This window comes from Pantoea sp. X-Soil-ISGK-285, assembly GCF_059730815.1.
On record NZ_AP035938.1, the window covers coordinates 2,555,542 to 2,575,630 of the forward strand.

Consider the following 20,089-nt stretch of genomic DNA (forward strand, 5'->3'; position numbering starts at 1 on the left):
GTTATGCCTCGTTCGCCGTGATCAGCAGATTACCGAATGAATCGACCGTGACGCCCATGCCGGGCGGCACGCAGGTGGTGCAGTCATCCTGGGCGATGATGACCGGGCCACTGAGCTGATGGCCGGCACGCAGCACTGAACGCAGCACTAAATCAACCTGATGCCAGCCGCCGTCGATCCACGCCCTGGTCTGTTTCAGTACCGGCACTTGTTCCGTGGCCGGAGCCAGTGGGTTAATCACCGGTTTCGGCGTCGGTGATGCAATCACCAGCCGCAGGTTGATCAACTGCACCGGCGCCTGCGGGTCACAGTGACCAAACAGCTGCTGGTGCTGGCGATCAAAGGCGTCATGCAGCGCAGTGAAATCCGCCTGCGCCAGCCAGTTCGTCTCCAGCGGTACATCGATCTCAAACGACTGACCGCGATAGCGCATATCCGCGCTGAACTGCAGGCTGTAAGGCATATCGCTGCCGTGCTCCTGGGCCAGCCAGCCACAGGCGCGCTGCTGTAATGCTTCGGCTTCACTGGCCAGGGTGTCGGCCAGGGCGGGTGTCAGATCGCCGTAGAGCGTGCGGATAAAATCGTTGCGGATATCTGCTACCAGCCCGCCCAGCGCGGACAGCACGCCCGGCGTCGGCGGCACAATCACCCCTTTCATATTCAGTTCGCGGGCCAGAAAGCAGCCCATCATCGGACCCGCTCCGCCAAAGGCGAGGAACCAGAATTCACGCGGATCGAGACCAAAGCGCGACAGCAGCCCGCTGGTGTCGCTGTACATGCTGGAGATAGCCAGCTGGATGGCGGTTTCCGCCGTTTCCTGCACCGTGACGCCAAGCGCATCGGCCAGCGGCTGCCAGGCCGCACAGGCGGCGTCCACATTAACAGTGACGGCGTTATAACCCAGCGCGCCATGGCCCATCATGCCGCAGGCGGCAAACGCATCGGTGGCGGTGGGCTGCGTGCCGCCGCGCTGGAAGCAGACCGGGCCAGGCAGCGATCCGGCACTGTCCGGGCCCATCTGCAGCACGCCCTGACCATCGATCCACGCCAGCGAGCCGCCGCCCTGCCCCACCGAAGTGACGGCGACAGAAGGAATAAAGATCGGGAAATCCCCGATGATTTCGCCGTTGCCCTGCGCCACTTTGCCGTCGATGATCACCGCCACGTCGGCGCTGGTGCCACCGATATCCAGGCTGAGGATTTTGTCAAAACCACAGGCGCTGGCGAGATAGCTGGCACCAATCACCCCGGATGCGGTGCCGGAGAGCACCATCTGCACGCATTCGCGTTTCGCCTGATCGACGCCCATCACCCCGCCGTTGGATTTGGTGATGCGCGGCGGCGGCCTGACGCCGAGCCGTTGCAGCGCCTGCTCAAAGGATTCCAGGTAGTGGATCACCATCGGCTGCACGTAGGCATTAATGGTGGCGGTAATGGTGCGTTCATATTCACGGATGATCGGCCAGATGTCAGCGGAACAGGAGGTCAGCAGCTCGGGTGCCACCTCGTCGATAATCGCCTTCACCGCCGCTTCATTGTGCCGGTTGCGATAGCTGTGCAGCAGCGACACCACAATGCCCTGACAGCCTGCCGCGCGTGCCTGAGCGATTGCGTCGAGCACGCTCTGGCGATCAGGCGCGTGCAGCACGTTGCCGTGCGCGTCACTGCGTTCACGGATGGCAAACACCCGATCGCGGGTGATCAGCGGAGCAGGACGCCGGGAGAAAAGATCGTGGATATGCGGGATTTTAAGCCGGGCCAGCTCCAGGACATCGCAGAAGCCCTCCGTGGCGAACAGCGCCAGCCGCACGCCGCGCCGCTGGATCACCGCGTTTATCCCTACCGTGGTGCCGTGGGTGAAGTAGCCAATCTCAGCGGGATCAATGCCCTGATGCTGCTGAAACTGCGCCAGTCCGGTAACGATTTCGCTGCCTGGCTGATCCGGTCGCGACAGGACTTTCAGGGTGTGAATCTGGTTCGTTTGCTGATCGAGCACGGCGAAATCGGTAAAGGATCCACCAATATCCACGCCAACGCGGTATCGCATATCGGGGTAACTCCAGTGTCAGGAAGGGGGAAATTCCATCAGCGCCTCGGGATGTTGCACCACACGCCAGCCGAGCCGCTGATAGACCTGATGGGCATCCTGGGTTGAGAGCATCCAGCGATGCACCGTTTGCAGCTCCGGGTGTTCACGGACGCAGGTTGCCAGCCAGCTGCCCAGCCCGTGACCGCGCCAGTTTTCATCAATCATTACGTCACACAGCCAGCCAAACCGGGTGTAGTCAGTAATCAGTCGGGCAAAGCCAATCTGGCTCTGCTGGTGATAGAGGCCAAACGGCAGCGAACCGGCAATCGCCCGCACGGTTTTGGCCAGCGGCTGGCCTTTGGCCCAGTAGGATTTCTCCGCCAGCTGGATGTGGATCCACGCCAGGTCGAGCCGCTGGCGGCTGGTGGAGACAGTGAACGCCTCGCGCTGCCACTGCTGGTCAGCAATCTGCAATGAGTCCATGACAACTCCTTGTATCGGTTGAAAACAGTGTAAAAGGGTTCGCCCAACGGTTGAGGCTGTAGCGCGCCACAGAACCGGCTGTTGCGACTGAATTTTGCGTCATGAAGAAATTTTATGCTGAGGGGGCGCCTTGCAGATTAACGGGAGAAATGAAGCGGATGGGCGAACATAAGTGCGGCTGGTGTGAATCGCGAAAGAGCAGACAGATACAAGACAGGTGACGGCCCTCTCTCCACCGGTAAACATGGCGAGGGCGACGCCTGGCCGCCCGTTACACGCCGAACTCCACCGAATTGTGCTTGCCGATCAGCGATCGCAACGGCACGCTGCTTTTCAGGATCGGGGATTTGATCACGATATAGCTGAAGTACTTATCGATGCCGATCTGAGCGTCGAGCATCTTCTCAATCACTTCCTGGTAATGTTCAATGCTGCGGGTAATAAAGCGCAGCAAATAGTCATAGCCGCCGGTAATCAGATGGCACTCCATCAGCTCATCGACGTCGCGCATCGCACTTTCAAATTTCATAAAGTCTTCGCGGCGATGGCCTGACAGGGTGACTTCGGTAAAGACCGTCACCGAATCGGTAATGCGGGTGAGATTAATGTGCGCTTCATAACCGGTGATAAAACCGGCCTGTTCCAGACGTTTGACCCGTTGCAGACAGGGACTGGGCGAAAGGCCTACGGCGTCGGCGAGGTTAACGTTGCTGATACGGCCATCTTTCTGGAGTTGCACCAGGATGTTGATGTCGATGCGGTCGAGTTTCATTAAGCCGTTCATAGCACCCCCCTCATTGTCAGAGCCTGTCCCGCCAGGCGTCATTGTTGCAGGCAGTCTGGAGACGGACAGCGCGGAACAACCGGCGCGTACATGGCGTACGTGAGGATTGTAAGCACTGACCAGTTTCAGACTGACAAATGAAATAGCCTGATGGGATAGACGCTTAATTAAATGTGCAGAACCTCCCGAAGGTATATCACGCTTTACCGTAAACGCGCCAGCGCTTCGCAGTGGTTATACCAGCGGGAGATTTTCAAATTACTTTAACAATATCAATGAGGAATCGCACTTTACCCCAACCGGCCTGTGGCGCGGGCCAGCGCAATATCGAAGATATGTAGCGCCTCTTCCAGCTGTGAGTCGGTAGTGACCAGCGGCGCCAGGAAACGGATGGTGTTGCGATGCAGGCCGCATTTGATCAGCAGCAATCCTTCCTGACAGGCGCTGTCGAGGATCTTCTGGGTTAAGGCCGCATCCGGGCGGCCGGTTTCGAAATCGAGGATCTCCACCGCCTGCATAAAGCCCACGCCGCGGACGTCACCGATGCAGGCATATTTATCCGCCAGTTGCCGCAGTCGTGCATTGAGTTGCTCACCAAGCTGGCAGGAGCGCTGCAACAGGTTTTCCTGCTCAAACAGATCCAGTACCGCCAGCGCCGCCGCACAGGCCAGTGCGTTGCCGCCATAAGTACCGCCTAACCCGCCAGGCGTCGGTGCATCCATGATCTCCGCACGCCCCACCACACCGGAAATCGGCAGACCGCCGCCCAGGCTTTTCGCCAGCGTGACTAAATCGGGTTTGATACCCAGTTGCTGGAAGGCGAACATCGTGCCGGTACGCCCGAAGCCGGACTGGATTTCATCACAAATCAGCAGAATACCGTGCTGGCTGGTGATGCGACGCAGCGCCTGCATAAATGCCGGGCCAGCGGGCAGGAAGCCGCCGTCACCCTGAACCGGCTCAATGATAATCGCCGCGACCCGCTCCGGCAGGATCTGCACCGCAAACAGCTGATCCAGCGCTTTCAGGCAGTCCGCTTCAGTAATACCGTGCAGCGGGTTCGGGAAGGGAAGACGGTAAATATCGCCGGGGAACGGGCCAAAATTCTGTTTGTAAGGCGCGGACATGCCGGTCAGAGTGATACCCAGCAGGGTGCGGCCATGAAACGCACCATCAAAAGCGATAATGCCAGAGCGCTGGGTGTGTGAGCGGGCAATCTTCACCGCATTTTCCACCGCTTCGGCGCCGCTGGTAAAGAAGACGCTTTTGTACGCCTCATCGCCGCCCACCAGTTTGTTCAGCCGCTGCGCCAGCTCGATGTAGCCCGGATAGGCCACCACCTGAAAACAGGCGTGAGACACCAGGCCGAGCTGGCGGGTCACCGCATTGACCACCGCCGGGTGATTGTGGCCGACATTCAGCACCCCGATGCCGCCGACAAAGTCGAGATAGCGATTGCCCTCCACGTCCCACACTTCACTGCCTCTGGCGCGTTCGATCACCAGCGGATGGGCGGTAACTACGCCGCGCGGCACATTCTGCTCGCGTGCATCCAGTAACAGGCTGTTATCGGAGTATGCTTGCTGCTCTGCCATGACATTCTGCATTTTAAACCCTCATCCACGTAACGTTCGGTTGGCTCAAGTATCGCAACCCGCTGGTTTGTCACGCTGCCGTAATTCCCCAGACAGCGGCATTTCCTGTCAAAATCCTGCGGCATTCAGCAGGGAAATTTCTCTGCCAGCGCCTGACGAATCAGCGTGACAAAAACGTTAACGCCATGCGGGATCAGCGCATCGTTGAAGTCGTATGCAGCATGATGCAGCGGCTTGCAGGGTGCCGATCCCAGCCACAGATAGGCACCGGGCCGCGCCTGCAGCATAAAAGCAAAATCTTCTGAGGTAAGTGCGGGCTGGGGCGCGGCCTCAGCCTTAATGCCCGCCTGCGTCAGCGCCTGCAGGCAAAACTGCGCTTCAGCATTACTGTTCAGGGTCGCCGGGTAGTAGCGCAGATAGCTGACCTCTGCGTGCAAACCGTGGGCGGCGGTGATGTGCTCCGCCATCTGACGCAGTCGTGCTTCAATCGTCGCCTGCGCTGCAGGGCTGAAAGTGCGCACCGTGCCGGTGATGTTCGCCTCCGCCGGGATCATGTTGTGCGAAAAGCCGCCCTGCATCCGGGTGACGGTGAGCAGCGCCGTTTCGCACGGATCCAGGGCGCGTGAGACCAGAGTATTCAGCTGCACCACCAGCTCGCTGGTCGCCAGCAGAGTATCGCGCGTCAGATGCGGCTGCGCGGCATGACCGCCTCCGCCCAGTACCCGGATATCAAAACGGTCAGCCGCTGCCATGATCGCGCCAGGGCGGGTCTGTACCTGGCCGAGCGGCAGTTCCGGCCAGTTGTGGATGGCGTAGACCGCCTCACAGGGAAAACGGCTGAAGAGGCCATCGTCAATCATCGCCTTTGCGCCCGCCAGCCCCTCTTCGGCGGGCTGGAAGATAAAGCAGACGCTGCCATCAAAGCTGACGTCGCGCGCCAGTTTTTCTGCGGCTCCCAGCAGCATCACGGTGTGACCGTCGTGGCCGCAGGCGTGGCTCACCTGCTCCGCGCGGCTTTGCCACTCGGTACCGCTCTGATCCTGCATTGGCAGCGCATCCATATCAGCCCGCAGGCCGATCATGCGTTCACTGCTGCCCTTTTTCAGTATCCCGACCACGCCGGTTTTACCGATGCCGCGATGCACCTCAATGCCCAGCTGTTGCAGAAAGTTCGCCACGATGTCGCTGGTGCGCTGCTCCTGAAAGCCCAGTTCCGGGTGCGCATGCAGGTCGCGGCGCAGTGCCACCAGATGTTCCATCTTAATATCCTCGCGAACGATCAATCTCACCGTGCAGCGGCTCGCCACGCTGATGGCGCCGCAGGTTTTCCAGCAGTGCCGCAATGGCGCTCTCATTCTGCGTCTGGCTGGCGATGTGGGGTGTGAGCCAGATGGCGGGATGGTGCCAGAAGGGATGACCCGCCGGTAACGGCTCCGGGTCGGTCACATCGATCACGGCGGCACGGAGCTGACCGCTCTCCAGCGCCTGCAGCAGATTGTCCTGATTCAGCTGGGGGCCGCGCCCGGCCTGCACCAGCGCCGCGCCCTGTGGTAGCTGATTAAACAGGGTGCGGTTAAGCAAACCCTGTGTGGTGTCAGTCAGCGGCAGCAGGCAGACCAGAATCTCGCTGTGCGCCAGAAACGCCCCGAGCTGATCGTCACCGTGCCAGCAGCGGACGCCGGGAATCTGGCGCGGTGTGCGGCTCCAGCCAGCGCAGTCAAAGCCCAGCGCCACCAGCTGTTGCAATGCGGCCTGGCCCAGTTCGCCCAGCCCCATGACGCCTACCCGACGCTGCGCGGCAGGTAATGCCGCGTGTGCCAGCCACTGCTGCTGGCGTTGCTGATGAAAATAGCGCGGCATGTCGCGATGCAGGCCGAGTACCGCGAAGGTGACATACTCCACCATGCCCTGGGTCAGGCCTGGCTCGATCATCCTGATCACCGGCAGGTCGGGCGGCAGCGCGCCAAGGTCAAACTGATCGGCCCCGGCACCCACGGAGAACAGCAGTTTCAGCCGGGGGAAAAGCACTGTGATGTCAGCCGGTGGCTGCCAGGCGACCAGCGCCTCAACCTGCTCTGGATCGCCGGTCTCAGGCCAGATATGCAGCTGAATGTCAGGCGCATGCGCTGCCAGCCAGCGCTGCCAGATCCGGCCACGTTCCGGCTCCGATTTATAGACGATATGCATCAGGCCATCGCCTGCGTCATCAGTCCAAACGCCTGCATACCCTGCGGTGTCCAGGGCGTGCCGCGCACCATAGTCGCAGGCGCATCGACCTGAGGGATGCCGAGGCTCTGTAGCCAGGCGGCCATCGGCAGCGCGGCATCGGTGTCGATGCGCAGGAATTCCCCCTGCAGCGACTGCATCAGCGTGGCGACCAGCGCTTGCGCGACTGAAAAATCTGCCGCGATCACCGGGCCAATCGCCCAGCCGTGACCAAAGCGACGCAGGCTGGCGAAGCCCTGAATTTGCTGATGATCATCCTGCAACAGCACCGTCTGGCAGTCGCGCAGCAGGTGGTCGAACAGTGCCGGACGATGCATGCCGTGCGCCTGCTGATCCAGCGTCACCAGTGTGGCGTGATCGGCCAGTGTTGCCGGACGCAGCTGCAGTCCCGCCGGGATCACGACGTCTGGAAGGGTGGTCACTGCGCGGGTCTGGTGCTGGCGAATCTCACCGCAACTGACAAACCCGAGTTTTTCATACAAACCTTTGCCCATCTCGGTGGCGTGCAGACGCACGTTACAGTCGGGTAATTTTTCCAGTTGCGCCAGCATCAGCTGTTTGCCCAGGCCACGCCCCTGCTGCTGGTTATCGACGATCACCAGCCCCAGCGTGGCGGCGCGCTCGCCCCAGCGCCAGAGCACCGCGCTCGCTATCAGCTTGCCCTGCTCTTCAATCACCGTACCCTCGCCCAGCTGCAGCGCCAGCGCCCAGTCTTCACGTCGGTGGGGCCATTTCAGTGCCTGCGTTAAGGTGAAACAGTGGTCGATATCGTCCGGCGTCATTGCGCGTATTTTCAGGCTCATTGCAGGTCTCCTTACATCATGCCTGGTGTTTCAAGTCCGCTGCCGTCAACCAGACGGCTGTAGCGATAAGGAGTGGGATCAACAACTGGCGTGGCTTCGGTCGCCAGATCGGCTGCCAGTCGTCCGGCACCCGGTCCGATACCGAAGCCGTGGGCGCTGTAGCCCGCCGAGAGCACCAGCCCCGGCAATTTCGCCACGGTGGAGATCACCGGAATCGCGTCCGGGGTGCTGTCAATCATGCCGCCCCAGGACTGCGCCAGCCGCAGGTTCGCCAGCGCCGGATATTCACGCCGCATCGCCGCCAGCCCCTCTTCCACGATCATTGCATCGGCTGCCGGATCGAGTATGCGCATGCGCTCAAACGGCGACTCGCGGTCAAATGCCCAGCCACCCATCGCTTCCGGGCCATTGAAGAACGGCGACAGGCCAAGATTCAGGGTGAGATTCTTGCGGCGACTTTTAAAGGTCGGATAGAACTGGCGGGCATAGCGCAGCCCCTGCGCGCCAGGTTCCAGACGCCCGCGACCCGAGACGGACACGGTGTAGCTGCCGTCCATCTGTGGCCGACAGGCAAATCCCGGTGTGTAGAGTGGCATGGCAATCGCCTGCTCAATGGGCTGCGTGCGGAAGGCGGTGCCAATCACGTTGCCCAGCGGCAGATCGATACCGTGACGACGGCAGAACATGGAGGTCCAGGCCCCGGCGGCACAGATCACCCGGCTGGTTTTGATCAGGCCGCGCTCGGTCCAGACGCCGCTGACCCGTCCGGCGGCGATATCCAGCCCGCGCACCGCGCATTGCTGAAACAGCAGCGCCCCTTTTTTCAGCGCGCCCGCCACCAGCCCGGGCGCGGCCAGCCGTGGTTCGGCGTGACCGTCGGTAGGCGCTGAGAGACCGCCCCGCCAGCTTGTGGTGCTGCCGGGCGTCATCGCTTTGGCCTGCTCCGCCGTGAGGATCGAACTGCGCACGCCATAGCCTTTTGCCATCTGGATCCACTTATCCCAGGCCGCGATGTCCGACTCTTCCTGCGTGGCGTAAACCAGCCCGCTGCGGCGGAAACCCAGCTCTTCGCCGGTTTCATCGTTAAGCTCACCCCAGCGTTGCAGCGCATAAATAATCAGCGGCAATTCACGTTCATCACGGTTCTGCTGGCGACACCAGCCCCAGTTACGGCTCGACTGCTCCGCCCCTACCAGGCCTTTTTCGATTAAGACGACCTTCAGTCCCTGCTTCGCCAGCTCCCAGGTGGCGGCGGCTCCGGCGATACCGGCGCCAATCACCACTACATCGGCGGAATCGGGAAAATTCGCACTATCCTGTACATAACGAATCGGTGCAGGCATAACAAGACTACCTCTGTTGTCAGTATCTGGTCTGGCACAGGGCGATATCACCGCTGTGCCTTGACCCGTGCCGCCCGCGCATTACATCAGTGCTGTGCAGGCGGATTAATCAGGGTGCCCGTTGCTTCAGGCAACTCACTCTGCTTTTAAAATCTCTTCATGCTCATCCAGCCAGCCCTGACGCAGCTCCGGCACCGCGCGTTTCAGCCGCTCGAAGTACAACTCGCTGGTCGGCTTGTCGTAGTCGCTGCGCGCCAGCTGGGTGACGATGCGACCGCTCTTCATCACCACGATTTCATCACACACCGCGCGTACCGCATGCATGTCATGGCTGATGAAGATCACCGAGAGTCCCAGTTCGCGGCGCAGTTCGCTGATTAAGTCGAGGACGGCGGCGGCAACCACCGTATCCAGTGCCGAGGTCACTTCATCACACAGAATCAGATCCGGCTCAGCCGCCAGTGCGCGCGCCAGATTGACGCGCTGCTTCTGCCCGCCGGAGAGCGCCCAGGGACGCCGCCACAGCACGCTGCGCGGGAGCTGCACCAGATCCAGCAGCTGATAAAGCCGCTGCTGTCGGGCCGCACCGCTCAGACCGTGAAACAGCGTCAACGGACGCGACAGGATGCGTTCAACGCTGTGGGCCGGGTTCAGCGCGGTGTCTGCCATCTGGAACACATACTGAATGCGGCGCAGCTCATTGTCAGGCCGTTTTTGCATATCGCCCGAGATGTAGTGGCCGTTAAACAGAATATGGCCGTGGCTTGGAGCGTTGAGTCCGGCTATGGCATGCGCCAGAGTGGTTTTGCCTGAGCCTGACTCACCGATGATGCCAATCGCCTGCCCTTTCCACAGCCTGAGATTGATATCCTCCAGAATGCGTATTTTCGGGTAGCCATCGCTGCCGCGCGGACCATAACCTGCGCTGAGGTCGCGCACCTCAAGCAGCGGCTGAATATCGGCGGCAACCGGGCACCAGTTGCTGGGCCGCTCTTTCTGCCGCGCCGCCTCCATCAGTAAGCGGGTGTACTCCGCCTGCGGTGCGCCGATCAGATGCGCGGTGCTGCCATACTCCGCCATTTTGCCGCGCAGCAGCACCAGTATCCGGTCTGCCATCTGCGCCACCACGGCTAAATCGTGACTGACGTAGATGGCGGTGACGCCGCGCTGCACCACCACGCGGCGAAACGCCTTCAGCACTTCCACCTGCGTGGTCACATCCAGCGCGGTAGTAGGTTCATCAAGGATTACCACGTCAGGATCGCCAATCAGCGCCATCGCCGTCATCAGACGCTGTAACTGACCACCCGACACCTGGTGCGGGAAGCGGTCGCCAATGGTCTCGGGGTTGGGCAGCGCCAGTTCGCGGAACAGCTCAATCGCTTTGGCTTTTGCCGCTTTGCGGGTCAGGGTGCCGTGGATAACCACCGGCTCAATCACCTGGTCGAGGATCTTCATGCCCGGATTAAACGACGCTGCCGCGCTCTGGGCGATATAGGCGACTTTGTTGCCACGGAAAGCGCGCAACTGCCCCGGCGTCAGGCTGTTAACGTCGGTGCCGGCAACGTGAATGTTGCCGTCGGCGATGCGGCAGCCGCTGCGGGCGTAACCCATCAGCGCCATCGCGATAGTGGTTTTACCTGAGCCGGATTCGCCAATCAGCGCCAGCACTTCGCCCTTCTGCACGGTAAAGTGAATGTCGGAAACCAGGTCGATCTCTTCGCCGCGATCGGTCTGCGCAGTGACGCGCAGTTTATCCACCGAAATCACCGGCAGGGCGGTATGTGGTGTCACGTTCATGCTCCCTCCTTCGCCAGCGTCATCGGACGCATCGCCTGCAGGCTGTCAATAAACAGGTTGGCGCCAATGGTCAGGCTGGCAATCGCCAGCGCGGGCATCAGCACCGCAGGCGAGCCGTCAAACAGCCCCTGCATATTTTCACGCACCAGCGTGCCCCAGTCGGCGTAGGGCGGCTGAACACCCAGACCGAGGAAGCTCAGGCCGCTCAGCAGCAGCACGATGTAGACAAAGCGCAGACCAAAGTCAGTCAGCATCGGGTGCACCATATTGGGCAGGATATCGTGAATGGCGATATACCAGCGGCTTTCGCCCCGCAGCCGTGACGCCCGGACGTAATCCATGCTGCGCAGCGAGCTGGCCATGGCAAACGCGATACGAAATGCGCCCGGCCAGTAGGTGAAGACCGCCGTGAGGATCAGCATCGGCAGTGAGGAGCCAAATACCGCAACTATCATCAGCGACAGCACTTTGCCCGGCAGTACCAGCAGCGCGTCGTTGACGCGGCCCAGTACCTCCTCCAGCCAGCGCCCCGCCACCGCTGCCAGCAGCGCCAGCAGCGTGCCGATCAGGCTGGCCAGCAGCGCCGCACTTAGCGCCAGACCGATAGAGAACTTCGCGCCGTAGAGAATGCGGCTCAGCATGTCGCGCCCAAGGTAGTCGGTGCCCAGCAGGTTATCAGACGTCAGGCCGCCCATCAGCGGGCCGCCGCCGATGTCATCAATGCTGTGCGGGGCCAGCGGGGTGCCGAATACTGCCATCAGCAGCCAGAACAGCGACATTATCAGACCCAGCCGTCCCGACCAGGAGAGCGACTGTAAGAAACGCCAGGGCAACGAGAGAATATTCATGCGCTTCTCCATTTCGGGTTAAAGGCGATAGTCAGAATGTCTGCCGCCAGCAGCAGGACCAGATAGCAGGCGGCGAACAGCATCACGCAGAGCTGCACCACCGGCAGGTCGCGGTTACTGACCGCATCCACCAGCTGGCTGGCGAGACCGGGATAGCTGAAGATGGTTTCGATGATGATCACCCCGCCAAACAGATAGGAGAGGCTGAGTGAAATGGCATTGGCGATGGGGCCGACCGCGTTAGGCAGTGCGTGACGCAGCACCGCTCTCAGCGGTGAAACCCCTTTCAGCAGCGCCATCTCCAGATAAGGGCTGTCGAGCTGGTTGATAATGGCTGCCCGCGTCATACGTGCCATCTGCGCCACCAGCACGCAGCAGAGTGTCAGCACCGGCAGCGCATAGGCTTTGAGGTAACTCAGCAGGTCGCTATCCGGGCTGCCGAACGACATCGCCGAGACCCAGTGCAGCTTGACGGCAAAAATCAGCACCGCCACCGTCGCCACCAGAAACTCCGGCACGGCAACCGTCGCCATGGTGCCGATGACCAGCGCCCGATCGAGTCGGGAACCGCGATTCATCGCCGCAATAATGCCGATAATCAGCGCCAGCGGCACGCAGATCAGCGTGGTGATACCCGCCAGTTCAAAGGTGGCGGGAATGCGCTGCGCCACCAGCTGCGAGACCGGCAAATGGCTGGCAAACGAGGTGCCAAAGTCGCCCTGCACCATGCCTGTCAGCCAGTGGAAGTAGCGCATCAGCAAAGGCTGATCGAGACCCAGCTGCTGCCGTAACGCCGCCACCGTTTCCGGCGTGGCGTTCTGGCCGAGGATCATCTGCGCTGCGTCGCCCGGCAGCAGGCTGGTGATGAAAAACACCACCGCCGAGACGATAAGCAAAGTCAGGATGCCGGCACCAATTCGCCGGGCAATCAGGAACAGCATGTATCGGTTCATCGGCGTACTCCTTCCTCAAATAACGTATCAGGCGCTCAGCCACGCAAATTCATGGAAGCGATAGCCCATCATCATGCCCGACGGCCAGGCCTCCACCCCTTTGACCTTTTTGTTGTAGCCATCCGTGGAGCTGATAAAGGTCGGGATAAGGGTGCCGCAGTGGTCATAAATCAGCGTCTGCATATCGCCATACATCTGCTTGCGTTTCGCCTGATCGCGCTCACCGCGTGCCGCGACCACCAGTTGATCAAACTGAGGATTTTTCCAGCCCGATTCGTTATTCGGTGCGGTAGAGAGATAAAACTGTGAGAAGAGCATGTCGAGCGTCGGACGCGGGTTTATCGAGCCATATCCCACCGGATCTTTCATCCAGTGCGAAGACCAGTAACCGTCATACGGCACACGTCGCACTTTGATGTTCAGCCCTGCCCCGCGCGCCATCTGCTGGATCATCTGACCGCCTTCATTTGCCCCTTCGATATTCGGCGTGGTGATAATCTCCACCGTGGAGCCGGCCATGCCCGCTTTTTTGATGTGGAACTTCGCTTTTTCAATGTCCAGCGCACGCGGTTTGAGATCGGCGTTATAGAGCGGATGCCACGGCGGCACCGGGGTGTCATTACTGACGTCGCCGTAACCCTGCAGCACCGTTTTCACCAGCATTTCACGTGGCTGCAGATATTTCATCGCCAGCACGAAATCTTCATTGTTACCCGGCTTCACATCGGTGCGGATAATCAGGTTGGTGTACATGCCCGATTTACTCTCCAGCACGCCAAATTCGCTGCTGGCTTTGATGCGTTTGCAGTCGGCAGCGGTCAGCGTGGAGACCATCTGCAGATCGCCTGACATCAGGGCATTAACGCGCGCTGCGCCGTCGGTGACGCCGATGAGTTCTACCTCATCCAGATGTGGCAGACCAGGTTTGTAGTAGTTGGGGTTTTTGGTGCCGATGGTGCGCGTACCCGGCATAAATGTTTTGCAGACAAACGGACCGGTGCCGATGCCTTTGCTGAAATCTTTGGTGCCATCCGGTACGATCAGAAACGGCGGTGTTGCCAGCATATAAGGGACGTCGAAGTTAGCGCTGCTCAGCTCCAGCTGCACCTCGTTATCATTGACCGCGCTGAAGGTTTTGAACTGATCGGCCAGCTTAAAAGCGATAGAGGCGATGGCCGGATCTTTGTGACGGCTGAGCGAGTAGATGACATCTTTGGCGGTCAGCGGTTTGCCATCATGGAAAGTGACCCCCTTACGCAGTTTGATATGCCAGGTAATGCCATCGCTGGATTCCAGCGATTCGGCCAGCGCCGGTTGCGCCATCAGGTTTTTATCCAGCTCGGTCAGGCCGCTGTAGAACATGAACTGGCGGGTGTAATCCGCACTGTTGTTACTTTTGGCCGGATCAAGTGTATCGGTGGCCGAGGCATTCGACATCGCTGCCCGCAGTTTACCGCCCCTGACCGGCTTGTCATCCGCCAGTGCCGCCCCTGAAAAAGTGATCAGGCCGCTGCTCATCACCGCACCGGCTGAGAGCATTTTCATCAGGCTGCGGCGTGACAATGAGCCTTCGGTGATCATGCGCGTCAGTGCCGGATTTACCGCATCAGCGTCGTTATTATCAAATTTACTCATCTCTGTACCCTCAATAGTCAGGCGAACCGGGGATCATGTTCTGGTGGTGCTGATAACCTGGCGGTCAGCACCCGACGGGACGTTATGAAAGGCGATCCTTTGCTTTGTAATAGAGTCCTGCGAGCGGTAAAAACCATGGTTTGCCGTGATAACCGGGCAGCGCGGGCCATGTGTCGCGCTGCCAGGGATTTTCAGTGCGCTTTTCAGCCAGCAGACTGGCCATGACGCGTCCCATCCACACCGACATCTGGGTGCCGTGACCGCTGTAGCCCAGCGAATAGAAGAGGCCATCCTGTTCACCCGCGTGCGGCAGACGGTCGGCGGTCATGTCGACCATACCGCCCCAGCAGTAATCCACCTGCGACTGGCCAAGCTGTGGCAGCATCTGCGTCATCGCCCGGCGCAGGATCTCGCCGCTACGTGAATCTGACGTCGGGTTGCTGACGGCAAACCGGGCCCGCCCGCCAAACACCAAACGGCGATCGGCCGTGGTACGGAAGTAGTTGCCGATATTCAGTGAGGTAACATAGGTGCGATCGTTTGGCAGCACCTGGCGCAGCAGCGCCGGGTCGAGCGCCTCAGTCACCACGATAAAGCTGCCAACCGGCACAATGCGGCGCTGAAACCAGGGAAAAGGGCCGTCGTTGGAGCAGCCGGTCGCCATCAGCACTTTGTCCGCCAGAATGGTGCCCTGCGCGGTCTCTACCCGATGCTGATAACCCTTCAGGCGTTCTAACTTCGTCACGGCGTGGTGCGGGAAAATCTTCGCGCCGCTGCGGGCGGCGGCCTCAGCCAGCCCGACGCCGAACTTGCCCATGTGCATCTGACCGCCACGCTTCTGCAGCAGGCCGCCGTAGAAATCATCGCTGGCGATCTCGTCACGCACTGCCGTTTTGTCGAGCAGTTCGATCTCCGGGTCAACGGTGCGGCGCATCAGTTCATACGCTTCCTGCAGCCCGGCCACATGCGACGCTTTGCTGGCGAGCTTAAGTTTGCCGCACAGCCGGAAATCGCAGTCGATCGCTTCATCCTGGATCAGTTGCTGGACATAGCTCACCGCCTCATCAAATGCCCGGTAGAAGCGGCTGGCCTGCTCCAGACCCTGGCTCGCCACCAGCGAGGCGAAGTTCTGCGCCACACCGGTGTTGCAGTGGCCGCCGTTGCGCGCCGAGGCCTGGCTCATCACGTCGCCACTCTCCAGCAGCACCACGCTGATGCCGCTGCGCGCCAGGTTCAGGGCCGCCGAGATGCCGGTGAAGCCACCGCCAATCACCACCACGTCCGCCTGTGCCGGCAGCGGTTCGCGTGCGGCACCGGTAAAGGCCGGAGCGGTAGCCTGCCAGAACGATTCCAGTTTCATGGGGTGTTCCTCAGAGTCCGACGACGCCAGGCAGGCCGCCGATATCGTTGATTTCGGTGTACTGGTAATACGGATTCGCCGGTTCATGACCGCGATTGACCCAGACTTTGTTTTTGATGCCGAGATCGTGGGCAGTCATCAGGTCATAGCGGAAGCTGGAGGAGACGTGCAGGATCTCCTCCGGGCCGCAGCCGAGCTTGTCCAGCATGTACTCGAAGCCCTTCATCTGTGGTTTGTAGGCTCCCGTCTCTTCTGCCGTGATAGCCATATAGATTGGTGCACCCAGACGCGGTTCGTGATGCGGGATCAGGTCTTTCATTGAGTTGGTCAGCAGCACCAGCGGAAACTCCTTAGCCACCTTTGCCAGCCCGGCGGGCACGTCGGGATGCGGACCCCAGCTGGCGCAGTCGGTGTAGATAAAGTCGCTGTCGGCTTTGTCCCAGCGGACGCCCCACTTTTTGCAGGTGCGCTGCAGGGCATTACTCACCACGTCGTAATAGGGTTTCCACGCGCCGAGCACCTCATCCAGCCGGTAGCTGGAAAAGTCGGTGGTAAAGGCGAGCATTGCGTCAGGGTCGACGCGGTCGCTGAAACAGCGCTGTGCGGCACCCGCCATATCGAAGCGAATCAGCGTGCCGTAACAGTCAAACGTGATGAATTTCGGTTTAAACAGTGCCATGTAACACCCTCGTCATTGTCAGTTGCGCTTAGAAATCGATGAGTACACTCTTCTGGCGCTGGCAGGCCTGAAACGCCTGGCGGCCTAAATCTTTACCAATGCCGGAGCCGAGAAAGCCACCGGTCGGAATGATGAAGTCGCCGGAGCGGCCATAGCGGTTGATCCAGACGGTGCCCGCGTCGATGGCGCGCATTGCCCGCAGCGCGCGCGGCAGACTCAGGGTGTGAACACCGGCGCAGAGGCCATAGGTGTCATGGGCGGCCATCGCCAGTCCCTGCTCTTCATCATCAAACGTCTGCACCGTCAGCACCGGACCAAAAATCTCCTGCTGGACTGCCGGGTTATCCTGCGCCACGTGACTCAGCAGCGTGGGCTGCCAGAACCAGCCGTCGTCGGTGTCGGCAAAACGCTCACCGCCCACCAGTACTTCTGCGCCCTGCGCTTTTGCCGCTTCAATAACCGAGCAGACTTTGTTGCCCTGTCGTTCGTCGATCAGCGGCGCGTAGCGGCTGCCCTCCTGCCAGGTGACGCCCGGTTTAACCTCCCGGCAAAGTTGAGCCAGCCGCTCAACCAGCGGATCGGCTATGTTGCGCTGCACAATAAGTCGGGTGCCCGCCACGCAGGCCTGACCGCCGTTGGCGGTGAAGCCGCGCAGAATACGCTGGGCCAGCACCTCAAGGTCACCCGCGTCATCAAACACCAGTTGCGGACTTTTGCCGCCCAGCTCCAGCGTCACTGGCTTCATGCCGTTTTCCGCGGCATCGCTCATGATGCGCGCGCCAGTCAGGGTCGAGCCGGTAAACGAGACTTTGCGCACCAGCGGATGTTTTACCAGTGCACTGCCGGTCACCGCGCCACTGCCCTGGACAATGTTCAGCACGCCCGCAGGCAAGCCCGCATGAATGGCCAGTTCGGCCATGCGTACGGTAGAAAACGGGGTCAGTTCAGAGGGTTTAAGCACCACCGCATTGCCCGCCGCCAGCGCCGGTCCGCATTTCCACGACGCCATCGACAGCGGGAAATTCCACGGGGTAATCGCGGCGATAACGCCATAAGGTTCGGCAATCAGCATGCCCAGGCTGCTGTCGCGGGTGGGAAAGAGATCCCCGCTGTATTTGTCAGCGCATTCGGCATAGAAGCGAATCGCTTCGGCGGTAAAAGGAATTTCGTGCAGCACCACGTCATTGATCGGCCGGGTCGAGCCCAGCGCTTCCAGCTGTGCCAGCAGCGCGTCCTGCTCAATCAGATCGGCCCAGCGGCGCAGTACCCGTCCGCGTTCGCGCGGCGGACAACCGGACCAGCCGCTGCTTTTCAGCGCCTGATGCGCCACAGTCACGGCACGATCGACATCCTGCGGCGTGGCGTCCTGCAGCGTGGCATAGACCCTGCCATCGGAGGGACGTTTAACCTCAAAGGATGCGCCCTGGCTCTGGCAGTGCTGGCCGCCAATATAATGGCCAGCTGGAAGAGAAACTTTTTCCGGGTCGAAACTTAACATGGAAGAATTCCTTATTTGTTACACCCATCAGTTGCTGGTTTATTAGCGTTTAAAACTGCCGGTTTCTGCGCTGTTAATAAGCTAATGCAGAAAGTATGCCAGCCGGGCAAAAAATAAAAATGCGTTTAAAACAGCGCAAAAAAATTTTCTGCCGTATTGGCGGTAGATTTTTTGTGGAATTGCCGAACAATTAAACAGATGATTTACTTCACAAAATTTATGCGCCCTGCTGGTGCAACCTGCACGGAAATTGCACCAAAGCGGATATTTCGGGTCAGGCGGCTCATTCCGGTTCACATGATCCGCCGATTTAACGACCCGCTTCACATCCCTGATAAATTCTTTAATTTTTCAGAACAATTATTTGACGCCGGTAAGTTTTTACGGAGCCTCAGGCAAAAAAAAGCCAGCCGGATTATCCGGCTGGCTTTTTTCATTTTTAGTTACAGACTGCCAATGTGAAATGTTTTCTGTTCCAGATATTCATCAATTCCGTAGAGGGAACCTTCCCGGCCAATACCGGAGAGTTTCACGCCGCCAAACGGCGCGACCTCCAGGGAAATAGCGCCGGTATTAAAGCCGACCATGCCAAACTCCAGCGCCTCCGCTACCCGCCATGCGCGCCGGATGTTCTCGGTAAAGAAATAGGCACCCAGGCCGTAAGGCGTGTCATTTGCCATCGCGATTGCCTCCTCTTCATCATCGAAGATAAACAGCGGCGCGACCGGACCAAACGTCTCTTCATGGGCGATGCGCATGGTGGCGGTGACCTCACCGAGCACCGTGGGCTGCACAAAGGTCCCGTTGCCCTGGCTGATGCCGCCGGTCAGCAGCGTTGCACCCTGACTGAGCGCATCATCGATATGACCGTTCACTTTCTCCACCGCGCGGCTGTTGATCAAAGGACCAATAGTGCTGTCGGGCGCAAAACCATCGCCCACTTTCAGGGTGGCGACCGCCTCCAGCAACCGGGCGGTGAAACGCGGATAGATACTTCGCTGCACCAGGATGCGGTTAGCGCAGACGCAGGTCTGCCCGGCGTTGCGGAACTTGCTGAGCATGACCCCCGCGACGGCAATCTCAATATCGGCATCATCAAACACGATCAGGGGCGCGTTGCCACCCAGCTCCAGACTCAGGCGCTTGATGCTGTCGGCGCTCTGTTGCATCAGCAACTGCCCGATGCGGGTTGAACCAGTAAAGGAGATTTTACGTACCGTGCGGCTTTCAGTCAGCGTCGCGCCAATCTCCGTGGGCAGGCCGGTCAGCACCTGCAGCACGCCGGACGGGAAGCCCGCGCGCTCTGCCAGTACCGCCAGTGCCAGCGCCGACAGCGGTGTTAACTCGGAAGGTTTAACAATAATCGGGCATCCGGCGGCCAGCGCGGGCGCCACCTTGCGGGTGATCATCGCAATCGGGAAGTTCCACGGCGTGATTGCGGCGGCAACGCCTACCGGCTGTTTCAGCACCAGGATGCGCCGGTCCTCGCTGGGCGCGGGAATGGTGTCGCCATAGATGCGGCGTGCCTCTTCCGCGAACCATTTCACGAAGCTGGCTCCATAGAGCACTTCGCCTCTGGCTTCCGCCAGCGGTTTGCCCTGCTCGGCGGTCATGATAATCGCCAGGTCGTCAGCGTGTTCAATAATCAGTTGATGCCACTTTTCCAGCAGCGCGGCACGGCTGGCATTGGTAGTTTTGCCCCAGCTGATGCGCACAGTTTCCGCATAAGCTATCGCCTGCCCGGTTTCTGCCCGACCCAGTGCCGGAATCGTCGCCAGGGTTTCGCCCGTGGCGGGATCGGTAACCGGCAGCGTGGCGCCCTGATGCGCATCCTGCCAGCGTCCATTAAACAGCGCCTGCTGGCGCAGCAGATCGCTATCGTTAAGTTGTAGTCGCGACATATCATCCCCTTGTGGTCAGCTGATTCCACTTTATCGCGCCGGGTCAGCGCAGGATGTTGTTGTGCGGGGTGAGAGAGGTCGATAGGGGAGATTTTCGCAATGATTTGAAATTTTATGCCGTGCGGAAACAGGCGCGCATCCGGGTGGATGCG

General features: G+C 60.1%; 16 protein-coding genes. All 16 read right to left on the bottom strand.

All coding sequences use genetic code 11. From position 1 onward, the window contains the following. Position 1: 1 nt before the first annotated feature. Entirely contained in the window at positions 2-2,047 is a 2,046-nt protein-coding gene (locus AC6I8B_RS12285) for a hydantoinase/oxoprolinase family protein (protein ID WP_157352494.1), read from the bottom strand. Positions 2,048-2,065: 18 nt separating this feature from the next. Further along, the gene (locus tag AC6I8B_RS12290; protein WP_060680517.1) at positions 2,066-2,512 is read right to left on the bottom strand and encodes a GNAT family N-acetyltransferase; all 447 of its coding nucleotides are present in this window, start codon (positions 2,510-2,512) and stop codon (positions 2,066-2,068) included. A 271-nt stretch (positions 2,513-2,783) separates the two neighbouring features. Next, complete coding sequence (locus AC6I8B_RS12295) at positions 2,784-3,296, bottom strand: Lrp/AsnC family transcriptional regulator (protein WP_497817447.1); 513 nt, start codon at positions 3,294-3,296, stop codon at positions 2,784-2,786. A gap of 290 nt (positions 3,297-3,586) precedes the next feature. Further along, entirely contained in the window at positions 3,587-4,903 is a 1,317-nt protein-coding gene (gene gabT, locus AC6I8B_RS12300; RefSeq protein ID WP_010670905.1) for a 4-aminobutyrate--2-oxoglutarate transaminase, read from the bottom strand. A gap of 113 nt (positions 4,904-5,016) precedes the next feature. After that, positions 5,017-6,150, bottom strand: coding sequence for a M20 aminoacylase family protein (locus AC6I8B_RS12305; protein ID WP_111533997.1), 1,134 nt, complete (start codon positions 6,148-6,150; stop codon positions 5,017-5,019). Position 6,151: 1 nt separating this feature from the next. Beyond that, positions 6,152-7,078 carry a 2-hydroxyacid dehydrogenase gene (locus tag AC6I8B_RS12310; protein WP_157352498.1) on the bottom strand — a complete coding sequence of 309 codons (927 nt, stop codon included), beginning with the start codon at positions 7,076-7,078 and terminating at the stop codon, positions 6,152-6,154. Then, positions 7,078-7,920, bottom strand: a complete 843-nt coding sequence (locus AC6I8B_RS12315) for a GNAT family N-acetyltransferase (RefSeq protein WP_157352502.1) — start codon at positions 7,918-7,920, stop codon at positions 7,078-7,080. The genes AC6I8B_RS12310 and AC6I8B_RS12315 overlap by 1 nt, the downstream gene beginning before the upstream one ends. 11 nt (positions 7,921-7,931) lie before the next feature. Beyond that, positions 7,932-9,263: an NAD(P)/FAD-dependent oxidoreductase gene (locus tag AC6I8B_RS12320; RefSeq protein ID WP_157352507.1), complete on the bottom strand. Its 1,332-nt coding sequence runs from the start codon at positions 9,261-9,263 to the stop codon at positions 7,932-7,934. A 135-nt stretch (positions 9,264-9,398) separates the two neighbouring features. Continuing rightward, positions 9,399-11,063, bottom strand: a complete 1,665-nt coding sequence (locus tag AC6I8B_RS12325; protein WP_157352509.1) for an ABC transporter ATP-binding protein — start codon at positions 11,061-11,063, stop codon at positions 9,399-9,401. Further along, positions 11,060-11,911 (bottom strand): ABC transporter permease, encoded by an 852-nt coding sequence (locus AC6I8B_RS12330; protein WP_010247873.1) that lies wholly within the window; start codon positions 11,909-11,911, stop codon positions 11,060-11,062. Before AC6I8B_RS12330 ends, AC6I8B_RS12325 begins: the two co-directional genes overlap by 4 nt. Beyond that, a complete protein-coding gene (locus tag AC6I8B_RS12335) occupies positions 11,908-12,864 on the bottom strand; it encodes an ABC transporter permease (protein ID WP_010247875.1) in 957 nt (318 codons plus the stop codon). The genes AC6I8B_RS12330 and AC6I8B_RS12335 overlap by 4 nt, the downstream gene beginning before the upstream one ends. A gap of 27 nt (positions 12,865-12,891) precedes the next feature. Continuing rightward, positions 12,892-14,499: an ABC transporter substrate-binding protein gene (locus AC6I8B_RS12340; protein ID WP_033758289.1), complete on the bottom strand. Its 1,608-nt coding sequence runs from the start codon at positions 14,497-14,499 to the stop codon at positions 12,892-12,894. 82 nt (positions 14,500-14,581) lie between these two features. Further along, positions 14,582-15,859, bottom strand: coding sequence for an NAD(P)/FAD-dependent oxidoreductase (locus AC6I8B_RS12345; RefSeq protein WP_154210400.1), 1,278 nt, complete (start codon positions 15,857-15,859; stop codon positions 14,582-14,584). Positions 15,860-15,869: 10 nt separating this feature from the next. Then, positions 15,870-16,538, bottom strand: coding sequence for a haloacid dehalogenase type II (locus AC6I8B_RS12350; protein ID WP_031591248.1), 669 nt, complete (start codon positions 16,536-16,538; stop codon positions 15,870-15,872). 28 nt (positions 16,539-16,566) lie between these two features. Then, complete coding sequence (locus tag AC6I8B_RS12355) at positions 16,567-18,036, bottom strand: aldehyde dehydrogenase family protein (RefSeq protein ID WP_157352510.1); 1,470 nt, start codon at positions 18,034-18,036, stop codon at positions 16,567-16,569. Positions 18,037-18,479: 443 nt separating this feature from the next. After that, entirely contained in the window at positions 18,480-19,937 is a 1,458-nt protein-coding gene (locus tag AC6I8B_RS12360; protein WP_157352513.1) for an NAD-dependent succinate-semialdehyde dehydrogenase, read from the bottom strand. Positions 19,938-20,089: the final 152 nt, after the last annotated feature.